Source organism: Pantoea sp. Cy-639 (assembly GCF_011752525.1).
Classification (GTDB): Bacteria; Pseudomonadota; Gammaproteobacteria; order Pseudomonadales; family Pseudomonadaceae; genus Aquipseudomonas.
On sequence record NZ_VWXI01000008.1, the window covers coordinates 180,857 to 202,597 of the forward strand.

A 21,741-nucleotide genomic window follows, 5' to 3' on the forward strand; every position below is an offset into this window, starting at 1 on the left:
CCCCTCGCGAATCGGCGCGGGGGTGAACACCCAGGTTCAATCAAGCAGAAATCGACCTGCCGGCGCTTGCGTCGGCAGGTCGATCTCCATTGGCCAGGGCAGATCAGTTGCGATCCAGCCACACGGTCTGGGCGTTGGTGAACTCGCGTACGCCAAAGTGCGACAGCTCGCGACCGAAACCGCTTTTCTTCACGCCACCGAACGCCACACGGGGGTCGGAAGCGCAGTAGCCGTTGATGAACACGCCGCCGGTATCCAGCGCTGCGGTCATGCGTTCGGCCAAGGCATGGTCGGCCGTATAGATCGTCGCGGCCAGGCCGAACTCGCTGTCGTTGGCCAGCGCTAGCGCATGTTCGGCGTCACGGGCGCTGATGATCGCCGCCACCGGTCCGAACAGTTCCTGCTTGAAGGCGGTCATGTCCGGCGTGACGTTGGCGAACACGGTCGGGGCATAGAAGTTCGCCGCGCCTTCGACCTTGTGGCCGCCCAGCAACAGGGTGGCGCCTTCGGCCAGGGTTGCCTGGACCTGGCCATCGAGTTCGTCGCGCAGGTCGTAGCGCGCCATCGGGCCGATGTAGGTGGCATCGTCCAAGGGGTTGCCGATGTTCAGGGCACGGGTAGCCTCGACGAACTTGCGGGTGAACTCATCGACGATGCTGTCTTCGACGATCAGGCGCTTGGCCGCGGCGCAGACCTGGCCGGTGTTCTGGTAGCGGCCGATCACGGCAGCCTTGACCGCCGCGTCGAGGTCGGCGTCGGCCAGCACGATGAACGGATCGGAACCACCCAGCTCGAGCACGCACTTCTTCAGCGCGGCGCCGGCCTGGGCGCCGATGGCCATGCCGGCGCGCACGCTGCCGGTCAGGGTAATGGCGGCGATACGCGAATCGTTGATGGCCCGGGTGACGCCTTCAGGCGTGACGTTGAGCACCTCGAACACGCCCTCGGGCAGGCCGGCGCGCTTGAACAGGTCGGCCAGCAGGTAGGCGCTGCCCATCACGTTGGGGGCGTGCTTGAGCACATAGGTGTTGCCGGCCAGCAAGGCCGGCACGGCGCCACGCAAGACCTGCCAGACCGGGAAGTTCCATGGCATCACGGCGAGGATCGGACCCAGCGGGCGATATTCGATACGTGCCTTTTCGATCTGCGTGGCCTCGGGGGCGAGCATCGCAGGGCCATGCTCGGCGTACCACTGGCACAGCCCGACACACTTGCTGACTTCGCCACGGGCCTGGGTGATCGGCTTGCCGATTTCGCGGGCGATCATCTGGGCGAATGCCTCGGCGTTGGCCTGCAAGGCGTTGGCCAGGGCGATGAGGTATTCGCTGCGATGACCCAGCGACACCTTGCGCCACTGGCTGTAGCCCACCTTGGCGCGTTGCAGCGCCGCGTCCAGTGCGGCGTCGGTATCGAAGGCGTAGTGGCCGATCCGCTCGCCGGTGTACGGGTCGACGGAAATGGCATGGGTCAGGCTGCTGATCTCGCTCATGGCTGGAGTCTCGTTGTTATGAATCAGTGGGCCCAGACTAGGGGTGGCAAGCTTTAATGAAAACTGAATAATAATGAGCGAAACATTCACGAATGGAGAATGACTGTGGACCTGGTGCAACTGGAGATCTTCAAGGCCGTGGCCGAGCATGGCAGCATCAGCGCCGCCGCCCAGCGCATTCATCGGGTACCGTCGAACCTGACTACCCGCATCAAGCAACTGGAGGAAGACCTGGGGGTCGAGCTGTTCATCCGCGAAAAGAGTCGCCTGCGCCTGTCGCCGGCCGGATGGAACTTCCTCGAGTACACCCGGCGCATCCTCGACCTGGTGCACGAGGCGCGGCTCACCGTGGCGGGCGAGGACCCACAGGGGACTTTCGCCCTGGGCTCGCTGGAGAGTACCGCCGCAGTGCGTATCCCGGCCTTGCTGGCGGCCTATAACCAGCGCTACCCCAAGGTCGACCTCGACCTGTCCACCGGACCGTCGGGGACCATGCTCGAAGGCGTGCTGTCTGGTCGCCTGGTGGCGGCGTTCGTCGACGGTCCGGTGCTGCACCCGACGCTTGAAGGCATGCCGGTGTTCGAAGAGGAGATGATGGTCATCGCGCCACTGAACCATGCGCCGGTGACCCGCGCCCGGGATGTCAATGGCGCGAGCATCTACGCCTTTCGCGCCAACTGCTCGTATCGCCATCATTTCGAGAGCTGGTTCGTCCACGACCAGGCGGTGCCGGGCAAGATCCACGAGATGGAGTCCTATCACGGCATGCTTGCCTGCGTCAGCGCCGGCGCCGGACTGGCGATGATGCCGCGCAGCATGCTCGACAACATGCCGGGGTGCAGCACGGTCAGCGCCTGGCCGATGGCCGAGGATTTCCGCTACCTCAAGACCTGGCTGGTGTGGCGTCGGGGCACGGTGTCGCGCAGCCTGAGCATGTTCATCAAGCTGCTGGAGGAACGCCGTGTCGAGGTGGTCGGCGCGACGCTCTGACCAACGGTTGCGCGCTGCTCGAACAGCGACCCCTGGGAGGTATCCAAACTGTGTACCCATCCCTTCGAGGGAGACAGACATCATGCGAACCCATCACTACGGAAACTGCGCGGCGCTGCTGCTGGCCCTGGCCATGCCCTGGACCGTCACGGCCGCCGCCGACCTCAATGCGCCCATCGATCCGCAAGGCGTGCAGTTGGTACCCCAGGAACAGCACGGTATCCGCTATCTGCAAGGCGGTATCGGCCAGGACGAAGCCAACGCGCTGCGCAAGACGCCGGGCTATGACCTGCACATCACCCTGTCCACCGGTGCGAGCGGTGAGTTCGAGACCGGGGCGGCGGTGGATATCCAGTCGGCCAAGGGCGACTCGGTCCTGGCGCTGAAGGACGTCGGCCCATTGGTCTTCGTGCAACTGCCGCCCGGGCAGTACAAGGTCACCGGCTCCGCTGGCGGACAGACGCACCAGCAGATGGTGACGGTGAATGGCAACACCCCGGCGCGGGTGGACATGAACTGGCATTAAGACCAGGAGCGCACACCTGTAAGCCTTGCGCTGCCAAGTGATTGCGCTCGAAGCGGCCTGCCACGGGCGTGCTCGCGGCAGGCCGCCGGCCCATCGCAGGAGCGCCGGGCGCTCCTTTAGCCGAAGCGGGGATCCACGCCTTGCTCGGCGAGCAGACCAAGGCCGAATACGATTGAACCGCTGGATGCAACACAGTGTCTTGCTGCAATAGTGGCAAATGACTTTTAACTTTCAGACTGTTCGTACAATAATCGGGAAAGTATTACCACTTGTGACCTGGCGGGAGTGCCAGTCCGCATGTGGACAACGAGGGGCCCAGCCCCCACTTGCCACAGGCCCGCATCCGCACGCGGGCCTGTTCGTGAAGACCATCAGGAGTAGTCATTGATGAAAATCCGTCTCGCCGCTTCGTTGGCGGCTGCAGTGCTGGCGCTTGCCGGGGCCAACCTGGCCCAGGCCGCGTCGATCTCTGGTGCCGTGGGGGCCACCAGCCAAGGCGACATGACCTACCGTATCGGCCTGTCCTGGGATTGGGACAAGCAGTGGTGGCAGAGCAGCACTGGTCACCTGACCGGCTACTGGGATGCGGGATACACCTACTGGGAGGGGGGTGACGCCAGCGGTGCCCATTCGTTGTCGTTCGCGCCGGTGTTCGTCTATGAGTTCAGCGGCTTCACCTACACGCCGTTCATCGAGGCCGGTATCGGCCTGGCGGCGTTCTCCAAGACCGATGTCGGCGACCAGCGCCTGGGCTCGTCGGTCAACTTCGAGGATCGCATCGGCTTCGGCCTGAAGCTGCCGGCCGAACAGAAGGTCGGTATCCGTGCGATCCACTACTCCAACGCCGGCCTCAAGCAGCCCAACGACGGGATCGAGTCGTACTCGCTGTTCTACAGCAAGGCGTTCTGAGCCCAATCCACCGCAGGGGCCAGCCAGGCCTCTGCGGTGGGCATTCGCTAGGGTCTGTACGAAAAGCCTTGATACTTGTTCATGCTGCGTTGAAAACAGCCTCGGAATGCTCATGTACTCCAGTACAGTCGTGCGCGACTCCGACCGTTCCTCGGCTGTTTTCGCCTTGCCTGACCTGCGTCTCAAGACTTTTCGTACAGACCCTAGTGCATGGTCACCGTGCCGGCGCCGAAGTCGGCGATAGGGGGGCGAGCACTGTCACAGACATGCAACAGGCGCCGTTCGGCGTTGCACTGTAGCGCCAGGGCATGGGCGCTGCGCACTCGTTGCCGTCGCCCGTCAGGCCGAACGTGTCGACATCGTCGACGAAGACATTGACATCCAGCAGGGCGCCACTGGCCGTCGCGGCATCACAGCGGATAGTGCTTGAGCTCCCGTGCGATCAGCATGCGCTGGATCTCGCTCGACCCCTCGTAGATCTGGGTGATCCGCGCATCGCGGTAGTACTTTTCCACCGGGTAGTCTTCGAGGTAGCCATAGCCACCATGCACCTGGATCGCCATCGAGCACACTCGCTCGGCCATTTCCGAGGCGAACAGCTTGGCCTGGGAGGCTTCCGACAGGCAGGGCTTGCCGGCCGTGCGCAGGCGCGCGGCATGCAGGATCAGCAGGCGCGTGGCGTTGATCTGCACCTGCATGTCGGCCAGCAGGTTGGCGATGCTCTGGTGCTCGTTGATCGGCTTGCCGAACTGGATGCGTTCGCGCGAGTACAGCAGCGCCGCCTCGAATGCCGCGCGGGCGATTCCCAAGGCCTGGGCGGCAATGCCGATGCGCCCGCCCTCGAGGTTGGACAGGGCGATGGCCAGGCCCTTGCCGCGCTCGCCGAGCAGGTTGGCGGCAGGGACGCGGCAGTCGTCGAGAGTCACCGCGCAGGTATCGGAGGCGCGGATGCCCATCTTGTGTTCGCTGCGATCGACCTTGAACCCCGGGTTGTCGGTGGGCACCAGGAACGCCGACAGGCCTTTCTTGCCAAGCTCCGGGTCGGTGACGGCGAAGACGATGGCCAGCTTGGCGCGGCGGGCGTTGCTGACGAACTGCTTGGCGCCGTTGATCACCCACTGGCCGTCGATCAGCTCGGCGCGGGTGCGCAGGTTGTGGGCTTCGGAGCCCGCCTGTGGCTCGGTCAGGCAGAAGCAGCCGATCACCTCGCCGCTGGCCAGCTTCGGCAGCCAGGCCTGCTGCTGTTCAGGCGTGCCGTAGGCCAGCAGCGGACCGCAGCCCACCGAGTTGTGGATGCTCATCATCGCCCCGGTGGCGCCGTCGCCGGCAGAGATTTCCTCCACCGCCAGGGCATAGGCCACGTAGTCGGTGTAGCTGCCGCCGAACTGCTCCGGGGCGACCATGCCGAGCAGGCCAAGCTCGCCCATCTTGCGCACCACCGCGTCGTCGATCCAGCCGGCCTTTTCCCAGGCCTGGGCATGGGGGGCGATTTCGCCGCGGGCGAAGTCACGGGCCATGTCGCGGATCATGATCTGCTCTTCGCTCAGTTCCAGGTCTTGCATCTGTGTACTCCCCGGCTCACAGGCCTTCGAAGAATTGGTCGACGCGTTGCGCGGTGAGGCCGGCGAGGGTCGGCGGGTTCCAGCGCGGCTGCTTGTCCTTGTCGATGATCAGGGCGCGCACGCCCTCGATGATGTCGCCGTACTCGAACCACTGACGGTCGATGTGCAGTTCCATGGCGAAGCAGTCTTCCAGTACCAGGTGGCGGCCCCGGCGCAGCAGCTCGAGGGTGACGGCCATGGCCAGCGGCGAGCGGGTTTCCAGCAGGGCGGCGGTATCCAGCGCCCAGGCATGGCTGTCGCCGATGGTTACGGCGCGCAGTTGCTCGATGATGCTGGGCAGGTCGGGCAGGGCGAAGAAGTGGTCGATCACCGGACGCAGGCTGGCCAGTGGCGGGTCTTCCAGCACCTGGGTGCCGAGTCGGGCCAGCAGGCCCTGCAGATCCTTGAGCGGGTGGTCGCCGAACTGCAGCTTGTCCAGGCCCTGGTCCAGGGCGCTGAGCTTGTCGCTGTCCAGGTACCAGTCGGCGAGGCCGCAGTACAGGGCGTCGGCGGCCTTGACCTGGGTGCCGGTGACGCCCAGGTAGATGCCTAGCTCGCCGGGTACACGGGGCAGGAAGTAGCTGCCGCCGACATCCGGGAAGTAACCGATGCCCACCTCGGGCATGCCCAGGCGGCTGCGCTCGGTGACGATACGCAGGTCGCAGCCCTGGGCCAGGCCCATGCCACCGCCGAGGGTGAAGCCGTCCATCAACGCCAGCACCGGCTTGCGGTAGCGGTGCAGGCACAGGTCCAGGGCGTACTCCTCGACGAAGAAGTCTTCGTGCAGCTTCTCACCGGCCTTGAAACTGTCGTGCAGCGAGCGGATGTCGCCACCGGCGCAGAAACCCTTGGGACCTTCACCGCGCAGCATCACGGCATGCACCTGCGGATCGTCGGCCCACTGGTCGAGCTGGCGCTGCAGGCTGCGTACCATGTCGAGGGTCAGGGCATTGAGGCCGGCGGGACGGTTGAGGGTGAGGTGGCCGATGTGGTTGCGGACCTCGGCCAGTACCTGATCCGTTGCCGAGGGTTGAGCGTGCGCGGTCATCGCGGTCTCCCTGCTTTGTTATTGATTTTCCAAGTGAAGTCTGGAATTCGCGGGCGGATCGCAGGATCCTGTCATGCGAATTTGCCTTGCACAATTGGCAAATCTGCAGGGCGTTTCTGCATTTTTGCCTTGGGTGACCTGGCCAGACCTCGGTGTTGCCACTTTAGCGCCGTGGCGGGAGGGCACAAGGGGGCGTTGCGCCATCTCGCAGACGCCAGGCGCCAGCTCACCCCGAAGGGTGATGGCCGGTCGTGCCGCCGCGTGAAACAATCCGGCCCAGCACTCACCCTGGCGGGGACCATAACAATGAGCAAGGCCCAGCTGAATTCGCCCGACTGGTATACGCAGATGGCCCGTGTGACCGATGCCATCGGCACGCCGGGGTTCGTCGAGACGCTGTTCGCCGCGCTCAACAGCCTGGCGCCTTGCCAGGCGATCAGCGTGTTCCTCTACCCGCGCAAGGGCCTGCCTTCGGCCCTGTTCGCCAAGGACGACGAGGGGCCGTGGCTGCCGGAAGGCAATGTGCAGAAGTACCTCGAAGGCTACTACCTGCTATGCCCGTTCTACCGCGCCTGCATGGACGGCGTGGGGGCCGGCTGCTATCGCCTGAGTGACGTCGCCCCTGACCATTTCAAGCGCAGCGAGTACTACACCGCGTTCTACCAGCACGCACACCTGGAGGACGAGCTCAACTACATCGCGCCGCTGGACGAGCAATTGTCCATCGCCGTTGCCCTGGGCAGCGTCCGCCGCCTCGGCAGTCGCGAGGTGGGCGATCTCAAGTGCATCGCCGCCTGGGTGGTCGCGGTAGTGCGTCGGCACTGGGGACACCTGGACAGCGCGACCCTGGGCGGGCGCTTCGAAAGCGCCCTGGGCCGGCAGATCAATGCCGCGCTGAACAACTTCGGCGCCTCCGTGCTCACCGAGCGCGAGTGCCACATCGCCCAGTACCTGCTGCGCGGCCACTCGACCCGCTCCCTGGCCGAGCGCCTGGGCATCAGCGAAGACACCATCAAGACCCATCGCAAGAACCTCTACGCCAAGCTCGACATCGCCACCCAGGCCGAGCTGTTCTCATTGTTCATCGCCTCCCTGGCCCAAGCCCAGGAAGGCCTGAGCAAGGACCCGCTGGAAAGCTACCTGCGAAGACGCTGAACCACCGCTTCGGCGCATCCTGACAACGACAACGACCGGCCAGCGCATGGCCGGATGGGAGACCTGCGTGCATAGCAAAAGTGATTGGCAGCAACGCGCTGCGCAGCAACGCTTCATGACCTCGGCGCTGATCGCTGGCCGGCCGGTGGCAGCCGCCACAGGGGCGACCTTCGATGCCATCAACCCGGCGACCAACCAGCTGCTGGCCCGGGTTGCGGCCTGTGGCGAGCACGAGATCGACCTGGCCGTGTCCGCTGCACGGCGCGCCTTCGAGCAGGGGCCCTGGGCACGCATGGCGCCGGCCGAGCGCAAGCGGGTCCTGCTGCGCCTGGCCGAGCTGATGCTGGCCCATCGCGAGGAACTGGCCTTGCTCGACTCGCTGAACATGGGCAAGCCGGTGATGGACGCCTACAGCATCGACGTGCCTGGCGCGGCCCAGGTGTTCGCCTGGTATGGCGAGGCACTGGACAAGCTCTACGACCAGGTTGCGCCGACCGCCGCCAGCGCGGTGGCGATGATCACCCGCGAAGCGCTGGGCGTGGTCGGCGCGGTGGTGCCGTGGAACTTCCCGTTGGACATGGCCGCCTGGAAAGTCGCCCCGGCGCTGGCCGCAGGCAACAGCGTGGTGCTCAAGCCCGCCGAGCAGTCGCCGTTCTCGGCCCTGCGCCTGGCCGAGCTGGCCCTCGAGGCCGGTGTGCCCGAAGGCGTGTTCAATGTGGTACCCGGGCTGGGCGAGAGCGCTGGTCGCGCCCTGGGCCTGCACCCGGATGTGGACTGCCTGGTGTTTACCGGCTCCACCCAGGTGGGCAAGTACTTCATGCAGTACGCCGCGCAGTCGAACCTCAAGCAGGTATGGCTGGAGTGCGGCGGCAAGAGCCCGAACCTGGTGTTCGACGATTGCCGTGACCTGGACCTGGCGGCAGAGAAAGCGGCGTTCGGCATCTTCTTCAACCAGGGCGAGGTGTGCTCGGCCAACTCGCGGCTGTATGTGCAGCGCTCGATCCATGACGAATTCGTCGAGCGCCTGCTGGCCAAGGCTCGCGCCTGGTTGCCCGGCGACCCGCTGGACCCGGCCAGCCGTGCCGGGGCCATCGTCGACGCCGAACAGACCGCGCGCATCGAGGCGGCCATCGGCGCCGGGCTGGAGCAGGGCGCGAGGCTGCTGTGCGGCGGCGAGCGCCTGAGCATCAACGGCGCGAGCAACTTCATCATGCCGACGATCTTCACCGACGTGCGCCCGGACATGGCCTTGGCCCGGGAAGAGATCTTCGGCCCGGTGCTTGCCGTCAGCGCCTTCGACGACGAAGCACAGGCGCTCGCCCTGGCCAACGACAGCGTCTACGCCCTGGCGGCCTCGGTGTGGAGCGACGACCTCAACCGTGCCCATCGTGTCGCCCGGCGCCTGAAGGCCGGCACCGTGTCGGTCAACACCGTCGACGCCCTGGACGTCAGCGTGCCGTTCGGCGGTGGCCGGCAGTCCGGTTTTGGCCGCGACCTCTCGCTGCATTCGTTCGACAAGTACACCCAGCTCAAGACCACCTGGATCCAGCTGCGCTGACCTTTACCTAGGAGAACAACCATGAACGCACCTGCCACCGTCAAACGCGACACCCGCGACTACCAGGCCAGCGACGCGGCCCACCACATCCACGCCTTCCTCGACCAGAAGGCGCTCAACGCCGAAGGCCCGCGGGTGATCACCCGCGGCGAGGGCCTGTACCTGTGGGACAACGACGGCCGTCGCTACCTGGACGGCATGTCCGGCCTGTGGTGCACCCAGCTCGGCTATGGCCGCAAGGACCTGACCGCCGCCGCCGCCGCACAGATGGACCAGCTGGCCTACTACAACATGTTCTTCCACACCACCCACCCGGCGGTGATCGAGCTGTCCGAGCTGCTGTTCAGCCTGCTGCCGGGGCACTACAGCCACGCGATCTACACCAACTCCGGCTCCGAGGCCAACGAAGTGCTGATCCGTACCGTGCGCCGCTACTGGCAGGTGGTCGGCCAGCCGCGCAAGAAAATCATGATCGGCCGCTGGAACGGCTATCACGGCTCGACCCTGGCGGCCACGGCGCTGGGCGGGATGAAGTTCATGCACGAGATGGGCGGGCTGATCCCGGACGTGGCGCATATCGACGAGCCTTACTGGTACGCCGAGGGCGCGGCGCTGAGCCCGGCCGAGTTCGGCCGCCGCTGTGCCTTGCAACTGGAGGAGAAGATTCTCGAACTGGGTGCCGAGAACGTCGCCGGCTTCATCGCCGAGCCGTTCCAGGGGGCCGGCGGCATGATCTTCCCGCCCGAGAGCTACTGGCCCGAGATCCAGCGCATCTGCCGCCAGTACGACGTGCTGCTGTGCGCCGACGAGGTGATCGGCGGTTTTGGCCGCACCGGTGAATGGTTCGCCCACCAGCACTTCGGTTTCGAGCCCGACACGTTGTCCATCGCCAAGGGCCTGACCAGCGGCTATGTGCCCATGGGCGGCCTGGTGCTGAGCAAGCGCATCGCCGAGGCCCTGGTCGAGCGTGGCGGGGTGTTCGCCCACGGCCTGACCTACTCCGGCCACCCGGTGGCGGCGGCGGTGGCCATCGCCAACCTCAAGGCGTTGCGCGACGAGGGGATCGTGCGTCAGGTCAAGGACGACACCGGCCCGTACCTGCAGCGCATCCTGCGCGAGGTGTTCGCCGACCATCCGCTGATCGGCGAAGTGCAGGGCGCAGGACTGGTGGCGGCGTTGCAGTTCGCCGAGGACAAAGCCACGCGCAAGCGTTTCGCCAACGAGAACGAACTGGCCTGGCAGTGCCGGACCTTTGGTTTCGAAGAGGGGGTGATCATCCGCTCGACCCTGGGGCGGATGATCATGGCGCCGGCACTGGTGGCCAGCCGTGGCGAGCTGGACGAACTGGTGGAAAAGACGCGCATCGCGGTGGACCGGGTGGCGGGAATGGTTGGCAGGCGTTGATTCTGGCAGGGGCGCTTTGCGCCCCTTTCTCGCACAAGGCCGCTCCTGCAAGCGTTTCCAGCAGGGCGGCCTTGTGTCATCAAGGATCCTGCGGGTCGTGCCCCAGCGATTGCAGGAACAGCGAAAACAGCTCCGGCTGCGACGAGATGTCCAGCTTGGCGTACAAATGCCGGCGGTGCACCTTGATGGTCTCCGGCGAAATCGCCAACCGTTCGGCCATGGCCTTCGAGGAATACCCCCGCAAGATCAGCCGGGCAATTTCCAGCTCGCGTTCCGACAGCACCTTCGCCCCGAACAGGCTCATGGCATCGCGCACCTGGCTGGCCATCGCCGGGGCCGGGCGCGAGCCCTGGCTCATCCAGTGCTGGCCCATGAGCGCGAGCACCCACGGACAGATCAGCGCCAGCAGGCCATGGCGGGTCGGGTCGAAACGCTCGCGGGTACCCAGCGACAATGACAGTGCGCCACTGTCGCCAAGCTGGACGATGAACTGCACCTCGTCTTCCAGCACATGGTCATGGAAATACTTGAGGTAGTACTCGCTCTGGCGGAACTGGTCCGGCGCCACTTCCTCGAGACGGTGCAGGCCATCGCCGATGCGCTCCTGGCAGGCCTGGTAGAACGGGTCGAGCTGGTACAGCCCGCTCAGGTACAAGGCCATGGCCTCGGGATTGCCCTCGCCGCGGGCATCGAAGATCTCCAGCGCCCGCGGCAGGCCGTCGCGTGGGTAGAGCATCGCCAGGGCGTTGTCGAACGCCAGCCATTGCTGCAGGAGCAGGATCAGCTGGCGCCAGAAGCGCGGCTGGCCAAGCTGTTCGACGGTGCGGGCCAGGCCGGTATGGGTACTGGCTTCGGTGAATAGGTTGTGCATGTGGCCCCGTTACGAAGTCAGGTTTACCGCTGTCACGAAAGCGGCTGGCGGCGGGCTTGGCCACGATGCTCCGGGTTGCCTGGCCTGACGTCATCGCAGCGGCCACAAGTCTCGGGATGTTTTGCGCTCCTCGTCAATAGGCGTACCCCCATAGGGTAATTGGCCATGGCGTCGCCACGCCCTACAGTCCAGTCCAGGTCCCGCGGCCGCTCGACCGGTTTTCCCCTCACAACCAATAACAATCAGAGGAAAAACGCCATGAGCTCCAGTGCAGAGCCCGCCAGCGCACTCAAGCAGCGCCTGGGCGTGTTCGACGTGGTCGCCATCACCGTCTCGGCGGTGACCCCGGCCAGTTCCGTGTTCGTCATCGCCCCGTTCGCCATCCAGCAGGCCGGCAGCGGCGCCTTCCTGTCGTTCATCATGGCCGGCGCCCTGGCGTTGATGTTCGCCTGGTGCTACGCCGAGCTGGGCCGTGCCCACAGCTCGGCCGGGGGCGAGTATGTGTATGCCAAGCGGGTGTTCGGCGGCCTGGCAGGCTACGCCACCTTCCTCACCGTGCTGGCGTCGATGCTGTTCATTCCGCCAGTACTCGCCGCCGGCGCCGCCACCTACCTGAACAATGCCCTGGGCACGCGCTTCGATACCCAGGCCGTGGCCTTGGTTATCGTGGTCTGCAGCTATGCCCTGGGTATCCTCAACATTCGCCTTAACGCCTGGATCACCGGGGTTTTCCTGTTCTGCGAAGTCGCCGCGTTGCTGGTGATCGTGGTGCTGGGCTTCGGTCATGCCAGTCAGCCGGCGGCCAGCCTGTTGCAGCCGCAGATGCTCGAGCAGGGCGCCCTGGTCGCCGCGCCGTGGGCGCTGGTAGTGGGCGCTGTGGGCATGGCGCTGTTCGCCTTCAACGGCTATGGCGGCGCGGTATTGCTGGCCGAAGACATGAAGGACCGCGGGCGTACCGTGCATCGCGCGGTGCTGTGGTCGCTGGCCGTGGTGGTGGCGATCGAGGTGATCCCGTTGGCGGCGCTGCTGATCGGCGCCCCATCGTTGCAGGCGATGCTGGCCAGCGGCGACCCTATCGGCTACCTGTTGACCGCCCATGGCAGCCCGGCCCTGGCCCGGTTGGTCAGTGCCGGGATCTTCCTGTCGGTGTTCAACGCCATCGTCGCCATCGTCATCCAGGTCGGGCGGGTGGTGTACAGCAGTGGCCGCGACGCGCTCTGGACGCCGACCCTCAACCGCGCGTTTACCGTGATCCACCCACGCTGGGAGTCGCCGTGGCTGGCCACGCTGTTCCTCGCGGTGCCCTCGGCCTTGCTGAGCCTGTCGGGTAGCCTGGAGGAACTGACCTCGTTCACCGTGCTGTTGCTGCTGCTGATCTACCTGGTGGTCGCGTCCTGCGCACTGTGCAGCCGGGTGCTGCGCCGCGACCGCGAACACCCGTACCGCATGCCGCTGTGGCCATTGCCGGCACTGTTGGCGGCCAGTGGCGCAGGCTGGCTGCTGGTGGCCCTGCTGCGTGAGGCTTCATTGCGTGACTTGCTGATCATCCTCGGGCTGCTGGCGGTGTCGGTGACCCTCTACAGCACCCATGGCCGGCTCAGCCCGACTTTCCAGAAATTGTGAATCCAAGGAGTACACATGCGCGCGCGTCAACTGGGCATCACCCTGGGCCTTGGCACCCCGGGCCCGTTCAATGCCATTACCGATGTACCCGGGGTACGGGTCGGCCACAGCACCCTGATCGACGAACAGCTCCCCGCACCGGTGCGCACCGGGGTCACCCTGATCCAGCCCCGAGCCGGGGCGGCCAGGCTGCAGCCGTGCTTTGCCGGTTGCCATGTGCTCAACGGCAACGGCGATGCCACCGGGCTGGAGTGGATTCGCGAGGCGGGGCTGCTGACCACCCCCATCGCCATCACCAACACCCACAGTGTCGGGGTGGTGCGCGATGCGCTGATCGCTGCCGAACGCGAGCAACTCGCCGACGATGCAGTGTATTGGTGCATGCCGGTGGTGATGGAAACGTTCGACGGCCTGCTCAACGATATCTGGGGCCAGCATGTGAGCGCCGCGCAGGTGCGCCAGGCCCTGCAGGCAGCGGCCTGCGGCGCGGTGGAGGAGGGCCCGGTGGGCGGCGGCACAGGCATGATCTGCCATGAGTTCAAGGGCGGAATCGGCACGGCCTCGCGGCGTCTGGCGGACGAGCAGGGGGGCTGGACGGTCGGCGTGCTGGTGCAGGCCAACCATGGCCAGCGCCGTGAGCTGCGCGTCGACGGCTATCCGGTGGGACGACAGCTGGGGCATCTGCCATCGCCGTTCGCCGAGGCCGAGACAGGCACCCCGGGCATGGGCTCGATCGTGGTGGTGATCGCCACCGATGCCCCCTTGCTGCCGCACCAGTGCCAGCGCCTGGCCCAGCGCGCTTCGATCGGCATCGCCCGCACCGGTGGCGGTACCGAGGATTCCAGCGGCGATGTCTTCCTGGCGTTCTCTACCGGCAACCACGACCTGCCGCCGGCGGACTACGGGCGCAAGGGCCTGGAGCAGTGCAGCGCGGTGCGCATGCTCAACAATGACCACATCTCCGGGGTGTTCCTGGCTGCGGCGGAGGCGGTGGAAGAGGCGATCGTCAACGCCTTGCTGGCGGGGCGCGAGATGCGCGGCAAAGGGGGCGTGGTGGTACCGCAGTTGGATGCCGATACCCTGCTGACAGCGCTGCACGAGGTGGGCTGGAAGCCCCGTGCACGCTGACCGGGCAGGCGCCAGCCCGGCTGGCGCCTGCCAATCATTGCCTCAGCGGGCGCTGGCCAGCGCGCGGTTGCCGGTGCGCGATACGCGCAGGGCGACGAGGCTGCCGATCACGATCAACGCCGCCAGTGCATACAGCGCGGCATCGGTCGAGCCGGTCTGGTCCTTGATGAACCCCACCAGGTAGGGGCTGAGGAAACCGGCCATCTGCCCCACCGAGTTGATGATCGCCAGGCCCGCCACCGCAGCGCCTGCGCTGAGCAGGGCGGTCGGCATCGGCCAGAACATCGGCAGGCCGGTCAGCGCGCCCATGGTGGCGATCGACAGGCCGAGAATGGCGATAGTCGGCGTGGCGGCGAAGTTGACCGCGATCACCAGACCCAGGGCGCCCATCAGCATCGGTACCACGAGGTGCCAGCGCCGCTCGTTGCGTCGATCGGCCGAGCGCCCGACCAGGATCATGAACACCCCGGCCAGCAAGTAGGGAATGGCGCTCAGCCAGCCAATCAGCAGCGGGCTGTCGAAGCCCATGTTCTTGATGATCGAGGGCAGCCAGAAGTTGATCGCGTACACCCCGCTCTGGATGCAGAAGTAGACGAAACCGAACGTCCACACCAATGGATTGGTCAGCACTGCCAGCACGCTGTCGCCCATGGTGTTCGGCTTGCTCGCGGCGTCGGCCTTGAGGTCGGCCTCGATCAGTCGGCGCTCGGCCGGGTTCAGCCAGGCAGCCTTCTGGTAGCCGTCGCTGAGCAGACCGATGGCCAGCACCCCGAGCACCACGGTAGGCAGCCCCTGGATCAGGAACATCCACTGCCAGCCGGCCAGGCCGTGCTGGCCTGCGGCGAAGTGGTCGAGGATCCAGCCGGAGAACGGCCCGCCGAGCAGGCCCGAGACCGGGATCGCCGACATGAACAGGGCCATGATCCGGCCACGCCGGTCAGCCGGGAACCAGCGCGAGAGGTACAGCACCACGCCAGGGAAGAATCCGGCCTCGGCGGCGCCGGTCAGCAGGCGCAAGGCGTAGAACTCGCCGGGCGTGGTGACGAACAGCAAACAGGTGGACAAGCTGCCCCAGACGATCATCATCAGCGCGATCCAGCGTCGCGGGCCGAAGCGGTTGAGCGCCAGGTTGCTGGGCAGGCCGCAGAGCACGTAGCCGATGAAGAAGATACCGGCGCCGAGGCCGTACACGGTCTCGCTGAACTTCAGCGCGTCGAGCATCTGCAGCTTGGCGAAGCCGACGTTGACGCGGTCCAGGTAGTTGAACAGGTAGCAGATGAAGATGAAGGGGATCAGCCGCAAGGTGATGCGCCGGTACAGCGCGTCGCGGGTGGTGTCGGTGCCTTGGTCAGGGGCGGGGCTGTGTGCCATGATCGGATTCTCTGTTGTTATGGTTATCGCCGCGTCGCCTATGCTGGCGCTCGCCAGGAAAAGTCTCGGGGAGTGTAGCGCGGCTGTCTTTGTGCTTGTGCACAGCCGCGGGCAGCGGCTGCTGTGCCGTCGACCAAATCCCGCCACTGCAAGGAATCCCTCATGTTCGAACTGGACCACGAGCTGGCCCAGGACATCGTCGACCGGGCGATGGCCATTCTGCCGTGCAACGTCAATGTGATGGACAGCCAGGGGCTGATCCTCGGCAGCGGCGAGCCCGAGCGCATCAACACCCGCCATGAGGGCGCCCAGCTGGTGCTGGCCAACGGGCGCATCGTCGAGCTCGACAACGAGGCGGCCAAGTGCCTGAAGGGCGTGCAGCCAGGCGTCAACCTGCCATTGCTGCTCGATGGCCGGTTGATCGGCGTGCTCGGCCTGACCGGCGATCCGCAAGCGCTGCGCACTTATGGTGAACTGGTGCGCATGACCGCCGAAATGCTCCTGGCCCAGCGCCACCTGCAGGTGGAGCAGCAATGGCGACGGCAGCGCTGCGACGACTTGCTGGCCTTGCTGCTGGGGGGAAGCGGTGACTCACCGCGGTTGGTCGATGAGGCCCGGCAACTGGGCCTGAAACCCAACCTGCCGCGCATTCCCTGCCTGTTCGAGCTGCAGGCCGGGCCGCCGGCCGAAGCGCTGTCGGCGTGGTTGATGAGTCGTTATCCGGACAGCTGGTGCGTCAGCCCCGCGCGCCAGTCGCTGCTGTGGTGCCGCCCGGCCGGCGCGGCGCTGGACGAGGCGCGCCTGCTCGAGCGCCTGCAGCGCCATGGCTGGGAGATCGAGCGCCTGGCCCTGGGTAGCCCGGCGCAAAGCCTGGAGCAGTTGCGCCGGGGTTATCGTCGAGTGCGTGACCTGCTGGCTTATGGCCGCGAGGTATTGCCCGCCGAGCGTTTGCTGAACCTTGCGCGTTATCGCTTGCCGGTACTGCTCTGGCGGCACCGTAACGACGATGCGCTGGACGAGTTGCTCGAACCGCTGCAACGCATTAGGGCCAAGGACACCAGCGGTCAGTTGCTTGCCACCCTGCGTGCCTGGTGCGCCCATGACGGCCAGAGCCAGGCGTGTGCAGATGCTTTGGGTATTCATCGCAATAGTCTTCGATACAGGTTGGAACGCATTGCTGAGTTAGGGGAGGTGAATCCGACGAAGATGGATGGAATGTTAAGTCTTTACTTGGGCATGCAACTTTTGGTCGTGCGATGACTTGCAGGCTGAAAGAAACGTTGGCGGCGCTCGGCGCTAGCCAAAGTCTCAAGCTGCTTGTTTTTAAATGCTGAATTCGAATGTTCCCGTAGTGTTTCTAATGTCTGCTTCGGCGGCATCGGACGAAGGCATTCGCCCAAACACTCCCCCTACGCTTTTGTGCATCCGACCGAGGCCGCTGTAGCGTGTAGCTGTCAGCATGCGCGGTAACAGGACAGGAGAACCGCCATGAAAATCGTCATCGCCCCCGACTCGTTCAAGGACAGCCTCGATGCTGCCGGTGTCGCCAGCGCCATCGCCGCAGGGCTGGCCGAGGTCTGGCCCCAGGCCGAACTGATCGAGTGCCCGATGGCCGATGGCGGCGAGGGCACCCTGGAGGCGATCGTCGCCGCCAGCCAGGGCGAACAGCGGCGCCAGGTAGTGCGCGGCCCGCTCGGCGCACCTGTCGAGGCCACGTGGGGCTGGCTGGCGCAAAGCCGTACCGCGGTGATCGAAATGGCCCAGGCCAGTGGCATCCAACTCGTGCCCGGCGCCTGTCGCGATGCCTGCCGCAGCAGCACCTGGGGCACTGGCGAGCTGATCGCCGCCGCGTTGGCGGCCGGTGCCCGGCGCATTGTCCTGGCCATCGGCGGCAGCGCCACCAACGACGGCGGCAGTGGCATGCTGCGTGCCCTTGGCCTGCGCCTGCTCGATGCCGCCGGCCAGCCGCTGGCCGAAGGTGGCCTGGCCCTGGCGCAACTGGCGCATATCGATGCCAGCGATCTCGACCCGCGCCTGGGCGAAGTGCAGGTGGACGTTGCCGCCGATGTCGACAATCCCCTGTGTGGCGTCAACGGTGCCTCGGCGATCTTCGGGCCGCAGAAGGGTGCCAGCCCCGAACAGGTGCAGGCACTGGACCAGGCCTTGGGGCATTTTGCCGAGCACTGTGCCGGCCTGCTGGGCAAGGATGTGCGCAACGAGCCGGGCAGTGGTGCGGCCGGAGGCATGGGGTTCGCGGCCAAGGCGTTCATGGGGGCGCAGTTCCGCCCTGGCGTCGAGGTGGTTGCCGAACTGGCCGGCCTGGACGCCCTGGTGCAAGGCGCCGACCTGGTGATCACCGGGGAAGGGCGTTTCGATGCCCAGACCCTGCGCGGCAAGACCCCATTGGGCGTGGCGCGGGTGGCCAAGCGCCATGGCGTGCCGGTGCTGGTGCTGGCCGGCACGCTGGGTGCCGGCTACGAACAGTTGTACGCCCATGGCATCGATGCCGCCTTTGCCCTGGCCAATGGACCGATGACCCTGGAGCAGGCCTGTGCCGAGGCCGGTGCGCTACTCAAGGCGCGGGCGGGTGATCTGGCGCGCTTGTGGCAGGTCGCTCATCTCGCCAGGTGACACCTGTCGTACTGCATTCATCAAGGCTGCGGCGTCAGTGCCATCATCCGCTCCACCCCCGCATATTCCTGATGCCCCACAGGCACCAGCCCAGTGGCTTCCTGTGAAGCGACGAACGCTGCCAGCGCTTCCGGGGTTTCCAGCATTGCCTTGCGCAAGCGCGCCTTGAGCGTCGGACACAGCCCGGCGCTGAACACATACGGGTCGTAATAGATCGGCGCCGAACGCCATAGCACCTGCAGGCGCGCCGGGGCGATGGCGTGGCTGGCCAGGTAGGCATCGGCCCGCTCGCTGGCGACGAAGGCCGCGTCCACCCGGCCAGCGAGCAACGCATCGAGCGCCTTGTCATGATTGCCGGCATACACCAGCGCGCCGAAGTAGCGCGCTAGCGGCATGTTCACCTGCCCGGCGAACTCGACACTGGGCACCAGGCTGCCGGAGGTACTGGCCGGGTCGCTCAGCGCCACCCGGGCTCCACGCAAGGCATCGAGGCTGGCCGGGCCATCGGCACGTGCCAGCAACAATGCCTGGTAATGATTCCCGGCTGGCGTGTAGGGCCCGGCGGCGAGGGTGAAGGTGGCGAATGGCAGGATGCGCGGGTCGCGCCGATGGGCGAGGATGTACGACGCAGGCCCCAGCCGGGCGATATCGACGCCTCCGGAAACCACCGCGTCGACCACGCTCTCGTACGAAGCGCTCAGCACCAGTTCCACTGGTACCCCGGCCGCCTGGCTGAGGCGTTCGAGCAATGGCTGGTGCTCGCGAGTCATCTGCTCGACGCTCTTGAACGGGATCACCGCCAGGCGCAGGCTGTGCGGATTGCACGTGGCCAGGGCGGCCTCGGCCAGCCATTGGGCCATGGCCACGGCTGCCAGGATCTTCACTACACGCATGCCTTCTCCTCGTGGCTGTTGAAGGGGGGATAGTCGTACAACTGCGCCGCCGACAGGGGCCGGCTGAAGTGGTAGCCCTGGGCGATGTCGCAGCCAGCCAGCTTCAGGCACACCACCTGCTCGCGGGTCTCGACGCCCTCGGCCACCACTTCCAGCCCCAGGCGCTTGGCCAGGATGATGGTCGAGGACACGATCGGGCTGTCGTCATGGCTGTTGCACAGTGGCGCGATCAGCGCGCGGTCGATCTTGAGCTTGGACAGCGGCAGCGCCTGCAGATGGGCGAAACCGGCGTAGCCACGGCCGAAATCGTCGAGGCTGATCCCCAGTCCGGCGCGGCGCAGGCGGTGCAGGTGTTCCACGGCGGTGCCCTCGGGCTCGAGCACCGTGGTCTCGGTGATTTCCAGCTCCAGGCGCCGGGAGGGGATGCCGTAGTAGTCGAGCTCGGCGAGCAAGCGCTCGCTGAAATCGGCCTGGCGCAGTTGCAGTGCCGAGACGTTGACCGCCAGGCACGCGCCATGGTCGCGCAAGCACCAGCGCGCCAGCTCCTCGCAGGCCAGGCGCAGCACCTCCCAGCCCAGTTCGACGATGAAGCCGCTGCGCTCGGCGACGCCGATGAAACGGTCCGGGTAAAGCAGGCCGAACGCGGGATGGTCCCAGCGCACCAGCGCTTCGTAGCCCAGCACCTGCAGGGTGTCGAGGCGGATCTGTGGCTGGAAGTGCAGGACGAACTGGCGCTCGGCCAGGGCGCTGCCGAAGGCTTGTTCGAGGGTGAAGGCCTGGATGTCGGCGAGGTTCAGCGAAGGGTCGAAGAAACGGTACTGGGCGCGTCCGGCCTGCTTGGCCGAGTACATCGCGGCGTCGGCACAGCGGATCAGGCTGTCGATGTCCTGGCCATCGCGCGGACAGATGCTCACCCCGACACTGGGGCTGGTGTTGACCTCCTGGCCGTCGAGGGCGTAGGTGGCCGAGAGCTTTTCCACCAACGCACGAACCCAGGCGTCGATCTGTTCCTCGCCGCGCTCGCCGGCCAGCAGCACGACGAACTCGTCGCCACCGAAGCGCGAGGCCTCGTCGCCTGATTCCAGCAGGCGCTGGATGCGTCCGGCCACGGCCTGGAGCAACAGGTCGCCGATCTTGTGGCCAAGCGAGTCGTTGATCGACTTGAAGCGGTCCATGTCGATGAACAGGATCGCCAGCAAACGGCGCCTGCCGCGCTGCTGGGTGAGCGCCTGGGCGGCCATCTCGACGAACTGGCGGCGGTTGTGCAGGCCGCTGAGGTGGTCGGTGGCGGCGGCCTGGCTGCTGCGCCGGTGCTCGTCTTCCAGGCGCCCGATCAGTTGCTGGTTGACCTGCTGCGCGCGCTCCAGCTCGGCGAACGCCTCCTGGCGCTTGTGCAGCAGGCGCAGGCCCCAGGCCAGGCTGGCGAGGATCATCAGGGTCATGCTCAGGTTGAGCCAGAACTGGCGATCGGCCGTGAGCAGTGCAGGGGCGAGGATCTCGTCATGGCGCTGACTGACGACAACGCTGAAGCCGCGCTCGGGCACTCGCCGGTACAGGCTCTGGAAGGGCCCCTCGAGACTGTACTGGGTGAGCTGGCCACTGGCCTCGCCCGCGTCCGGCAAGCCCGGCAACAGCGCTTCGCCGGCCACCACCACGCCGCTGGTGTCGATGCGCAGGCGCTCCTGGCCATCGTCCTGGAGCAGGCGCACCAGCCCGGTGTGGCCCAGGTCGATGTGCTGGAACAGCACCGCCAGGTAACCGATGTCCAGCTGTACCACGAGGATGTTGTCGATCTCGCGGCCCGGCAGGTCGGTCAACGGCAGCAGGAACGGCAGGCGCCAACTGGGCAGCACCGATGCCGGACTGGCCGCCGCCATCCGGGGCAGGAAAGCCTTGAAGCCATGCTGCCCGACGTGGTGCTTGAGCTGCTCGAGCCAGGCCTGGGGCAATTGCGCCGGCTCGTCGCCGTGGCTGGAGGAAAGCAGCCGGCCGTTGTGGTCGTACAGGCTCATGCGCTTGAACACCGGGTCCTCGGCGAGGATCCGCGCCAGGCTCAGGTTGCCCTGGCGCAGGCGCTTCATGTCGTCCTGGGTGACCCGACCGACAGCCTGGGCCCGGTCGACCAGCTGGCGCAGGTTCTCGGCGACGATGCTGGCCAGGTTGAGGTGCTCGATGGCCTTGGCCGAGAGCGCATCCTGGCGCGAAGCGGCTTTCTGATTGAAGTGCAGCCCCCACAGGAAGGTCAGGGTCGCGGCGCACAGCATCAGCAACAGCAGGGGCAACAGCCCCGCGGAAGAGCGGGAACGGCGGATCACGGCTGGTTTCCCCGGCCTTGGGTGGTCGGCAGAAAATACGACAGGCAAATGACAGCGCGATGACTGGTGGCAGATTGCCTCCAGGCGAATGCCGGGCTGATGAACCTTTCATGACAAAAGTTCGGTAGCAAAGCGCCATCTCCGTCAAGCCAGGGACACGGACGAAGCGTCTGCCCGAGGGGCCACGACGCGTCGCGGGAGCAGGCTGGGGAGCGGGGCGATGGGAACT

Annotated in this window: 17 protein-coding genes; 10 read left to right on the forward strand and 7 right to left on the reverse strand. The window is 66.3% G+C overall.

The window, feature by feature from the left end:
* Positions 1 to 103: 103 nt before the first annotated feature.
* Entirely contained in the window at positions 104 to 1,489 is a 1,386-nt protein-coding gene (locus F3J43_RS12430; RefSeq protein WP_166886324.1) for an aldehyde dehydrogenase family protein, read from the reverse strand.
* Between the two features lie 105 nt (positions 1,490 to 1,594).
* On the opposite strand from F3J43_RS12430, the gene ptrR reads away from it, so the two are divergent.
* From ptrR to F3J43_RS12445, 3 genes are all read left to right on the forward strand, one after another.
* Complete coding sequence (gene ptrR / locus F3J43_RS12435) at positions 1,595 to 2,479, forward strand: putrescine utilization regulator PtrR (protein ID WP_353618228.1); 885 nt, start codon at positions 1,595 to 1,597, stop codon at positions 2,477 to 2,479.
* 82 nt (positions 2,480 to 2,561) lie between these two features.
* The gene (locus F3J43_RS12440) at positions 2,562 to 3,005 is read left to right on the forward strand and encodes a carboxypeptidase regulatory-like domain-containing protein (protein WP_166886330.1); all 444 of its coding nucleotides are present in this window, start codon (positions 2,562 to 2,564) and stop codon (positions 3,003 to 3,005) included.
* Between the two features lie 393 nt (positions 3,006 to 3,398).
* Positions 3,399 to 3,914, forward strand: a complete 516-nt coding sequence (locus F3J43_RS12445) for an acyloxyacyl hydrolase (protein WP_502706609.1) — start codon at positions 3,399 to 3,401, stop codon at positions 3,912 to 3,914.
* Between the two features lie 410 nt (positions 3,915 to 4,324).
* Here F3J43_RS12445 and F3J43_RS12455 read toward each other — a convergent pair whose 3' ends face one another.
* Both F3J43_RS12455 and F3J43_RS12460 read right to left on the reverse strand, forming a co-directional pair.
* Positions 4,325 to 5,476, reverse strand: a complete 1,152-nt coding sequence (locus F3J43_RS12455; RefSeq protein ID WP_166886336.1) for an acyl-CoA dehydrogenase family protein — start codon at positions 5,474 to 5,476, stop codon at positions 4,325 to 4,327.
* A 16-nt stretch (positions 5,477 to 5,492) separates the two neighbouring features.
* Entirely contained in the window at positions 5,493 to 6,563 is a 1,071-nt protein-coding gene (locus tag F3J43_RS12460) for an enoyl-CoA hydratase/isomerase family protein (RefSeq protein ID WP_166886339.1), read from the reverse strand.
* A 306-nt stretch (positions 6,564 to 6,869) separates the two neighbouring features.
* Between F3J43_RS12460 and F3J43_RS12465 the strand changes: the two genes are divergently transcribed.
* Genes F3J43_RS12465 through F3J43_RS12475 form a run of 3 tightly spaced genes read left to right on the forward strand, consistent with a single transcriptional unit; the run spans position 6,870 to position 10,680 of the window.
* The gene (locus F3J43_RS12465) at positions 6,870 to 7,718 is read left to right on the forward strand and encodes a helix-turn-helix transcriptional regulator (RefSeq protein ID WP_166886341.1); all 849 of its coding nucleotides are present in this window, start codon (positions 6,870 to 6,872) and stop codon (positions 7,716 to 7,718) included.
* 46 nt (positions 7,719 to 7,764) lie between these two features.
* Complete coding sequence (locus F3J43_RS12470; RefSeq protein ID WP_205297818.1) at positions 7,765 to 9,276, forward strand: aldehyde dehydrogenase; 1,512 nt, start codon at positions 7,765 to 7,767, stop codon at positions 9,274 to 9,276.
* A gap of 21 nt (positions 9,277 to 9,297) precedes the next feature.
* Positions 9,298 to 10,680, forward strand: coding sequence for an aspartate aminotransferase family protein (locus tag F3J43_RS12475; protein ID WP_166886346.1), 1,383 nt, complete (start codon positions 9,298 to 9,300; stop codon positions 10,678 to 10,680).
* 79 nt (positions 10,681 to 10,759) lie between these two features.
* Here the strand turns inward: F3J43_RS12475 and F3J43_RS12480 are convergent, their stop codons facing one another.
* Positions 10,760 to 11,551: a helix-turn-helix transcriptional regulator gene (locus F3J43_RS12480; RefSeq protein ID WP_166886348.1), complete on the reverse strand. Its 792-nt coding sequence runs from the start codon at positions 11,549 to 11,551 to the stop codon at positions 10,760 to 10,762.
* A gap of 258 nt (positions 11,552 to 11,809) precedes the next feature.
* Here F3J43_RS12480 and F3J43_RS12485 point away from each other — a divergent pair, with 258 nt between their 5' ends.
* Together F3J43_RS12485 and F3J43_RS12490 are read left to right on the forward strand one after the other, a co-directional pair.
* Positions 11,810 to 13,174 (forward strand): APC family permease, encoded by a 1,365-nt coding sequence (locus F3J43_RS12485; protein WP_166886350.1) that lies wholly within the window; start codon positions 11,810 to 11,812, stop codon positions 13,172 to 13,174.
* 15 nt (positions 13,175 to 13,189) lie between these two features.
* Positions 13,190 to 14,302, forward strand: coding sequence for a DmpA family aminopeptidase (locus F3J43_RS12490; RefSeq protein WP_166886352.1), 1,113 nt, complete (start codon positions 13,190 to 13,192; stop codon positions 14,300 to 14,302).
* Positions 14,303 to 14,344: 42 nt separating this feature from the next.
* Here the strand turns inward: F3J43_RS12490 and F3J43_RS12495 are convergent, their stop codons facing one another.
* The gene (locus tag F3J43_RS12495; protein WP_166886354.1) at positions 14,345 to 15,673 is read right to left on the reverse strand and encodes an MFS transporter; all 1,329 of its coding nucleotides are present in this window, start codon (positions 15,671 to 15,673) and stop codon (positions 14,345 to 14,347) included.
* A 162-nt stretch (positions 15,674 to 15,835) separates the two neighbouring features.
* Here F3J43_RS12495 and F3J43_RS12500 point away from each other — a divergent pair, with 162 nt between their 5' ends.
* Together F3J43_RS12500 and F3J43_RS12505 are read left to right on the forward strand one after the other, a co-directional pair.
* Positions 15,836 to 16,933, forward strand: a complete 1,098-nt coding sequence (locus tag F3J43_RS12500) for a sugar diacid recognition domain-containing protein (protein ID WP_166886357.1) — start codon at positions 15,836 to 15,838, stop codon at positions 16,931 to 16,933.
* 228 nt (positions 16,934 to 17,161) lie between these two features.
* On the forward strand, positions 17,162 to 18,304 hold the full coding sequence (locus tag F3J43_RS12505; RefSeq protein ID WP_166886359.1) for a glycerate kinase: 1,143 nt from the start codon (positions 17,162 to 17,164) through the stop codon (positions 18,302 to 18,304).
* Positions 18,305 to 18,324: 20 nt separating this feature from the next.
* On the opposite strand, the gene F3J43_RS12510 is transcribed toward F3J43_RS12505, so the two are convergent.
* Positions 18,325 to 19,197, reverse strand: coding sequence for a phosphate/phosphite/phosphonate ABC transporter substrate-binding protein (locus tag F3J43_RS12510; RefSeq protein WP_166886363.1), 873 nt, complete (start codon positions 19,195 to 19,197; stop codon positions 18,325 to 18,327).
* Complete coding sequence (locus F3J43_RS24305) at positions 19,188 to 21,512, reverse strand: putative bifunctional diguanylate cyclase/phosphodiesterase (RefSeq protein WP_166886365.1); 2,325 nt, start codon at positions 21,510 to 21,512, stop codon at positions 19,188 to 19,190. Before F3J43_RS24305 ends, F3J43_RS12510 begins: the two co-directional genes overlap by 10 nt.
* Positions 21,513 to 21,741: the final 229 nt, after the last annotated feature.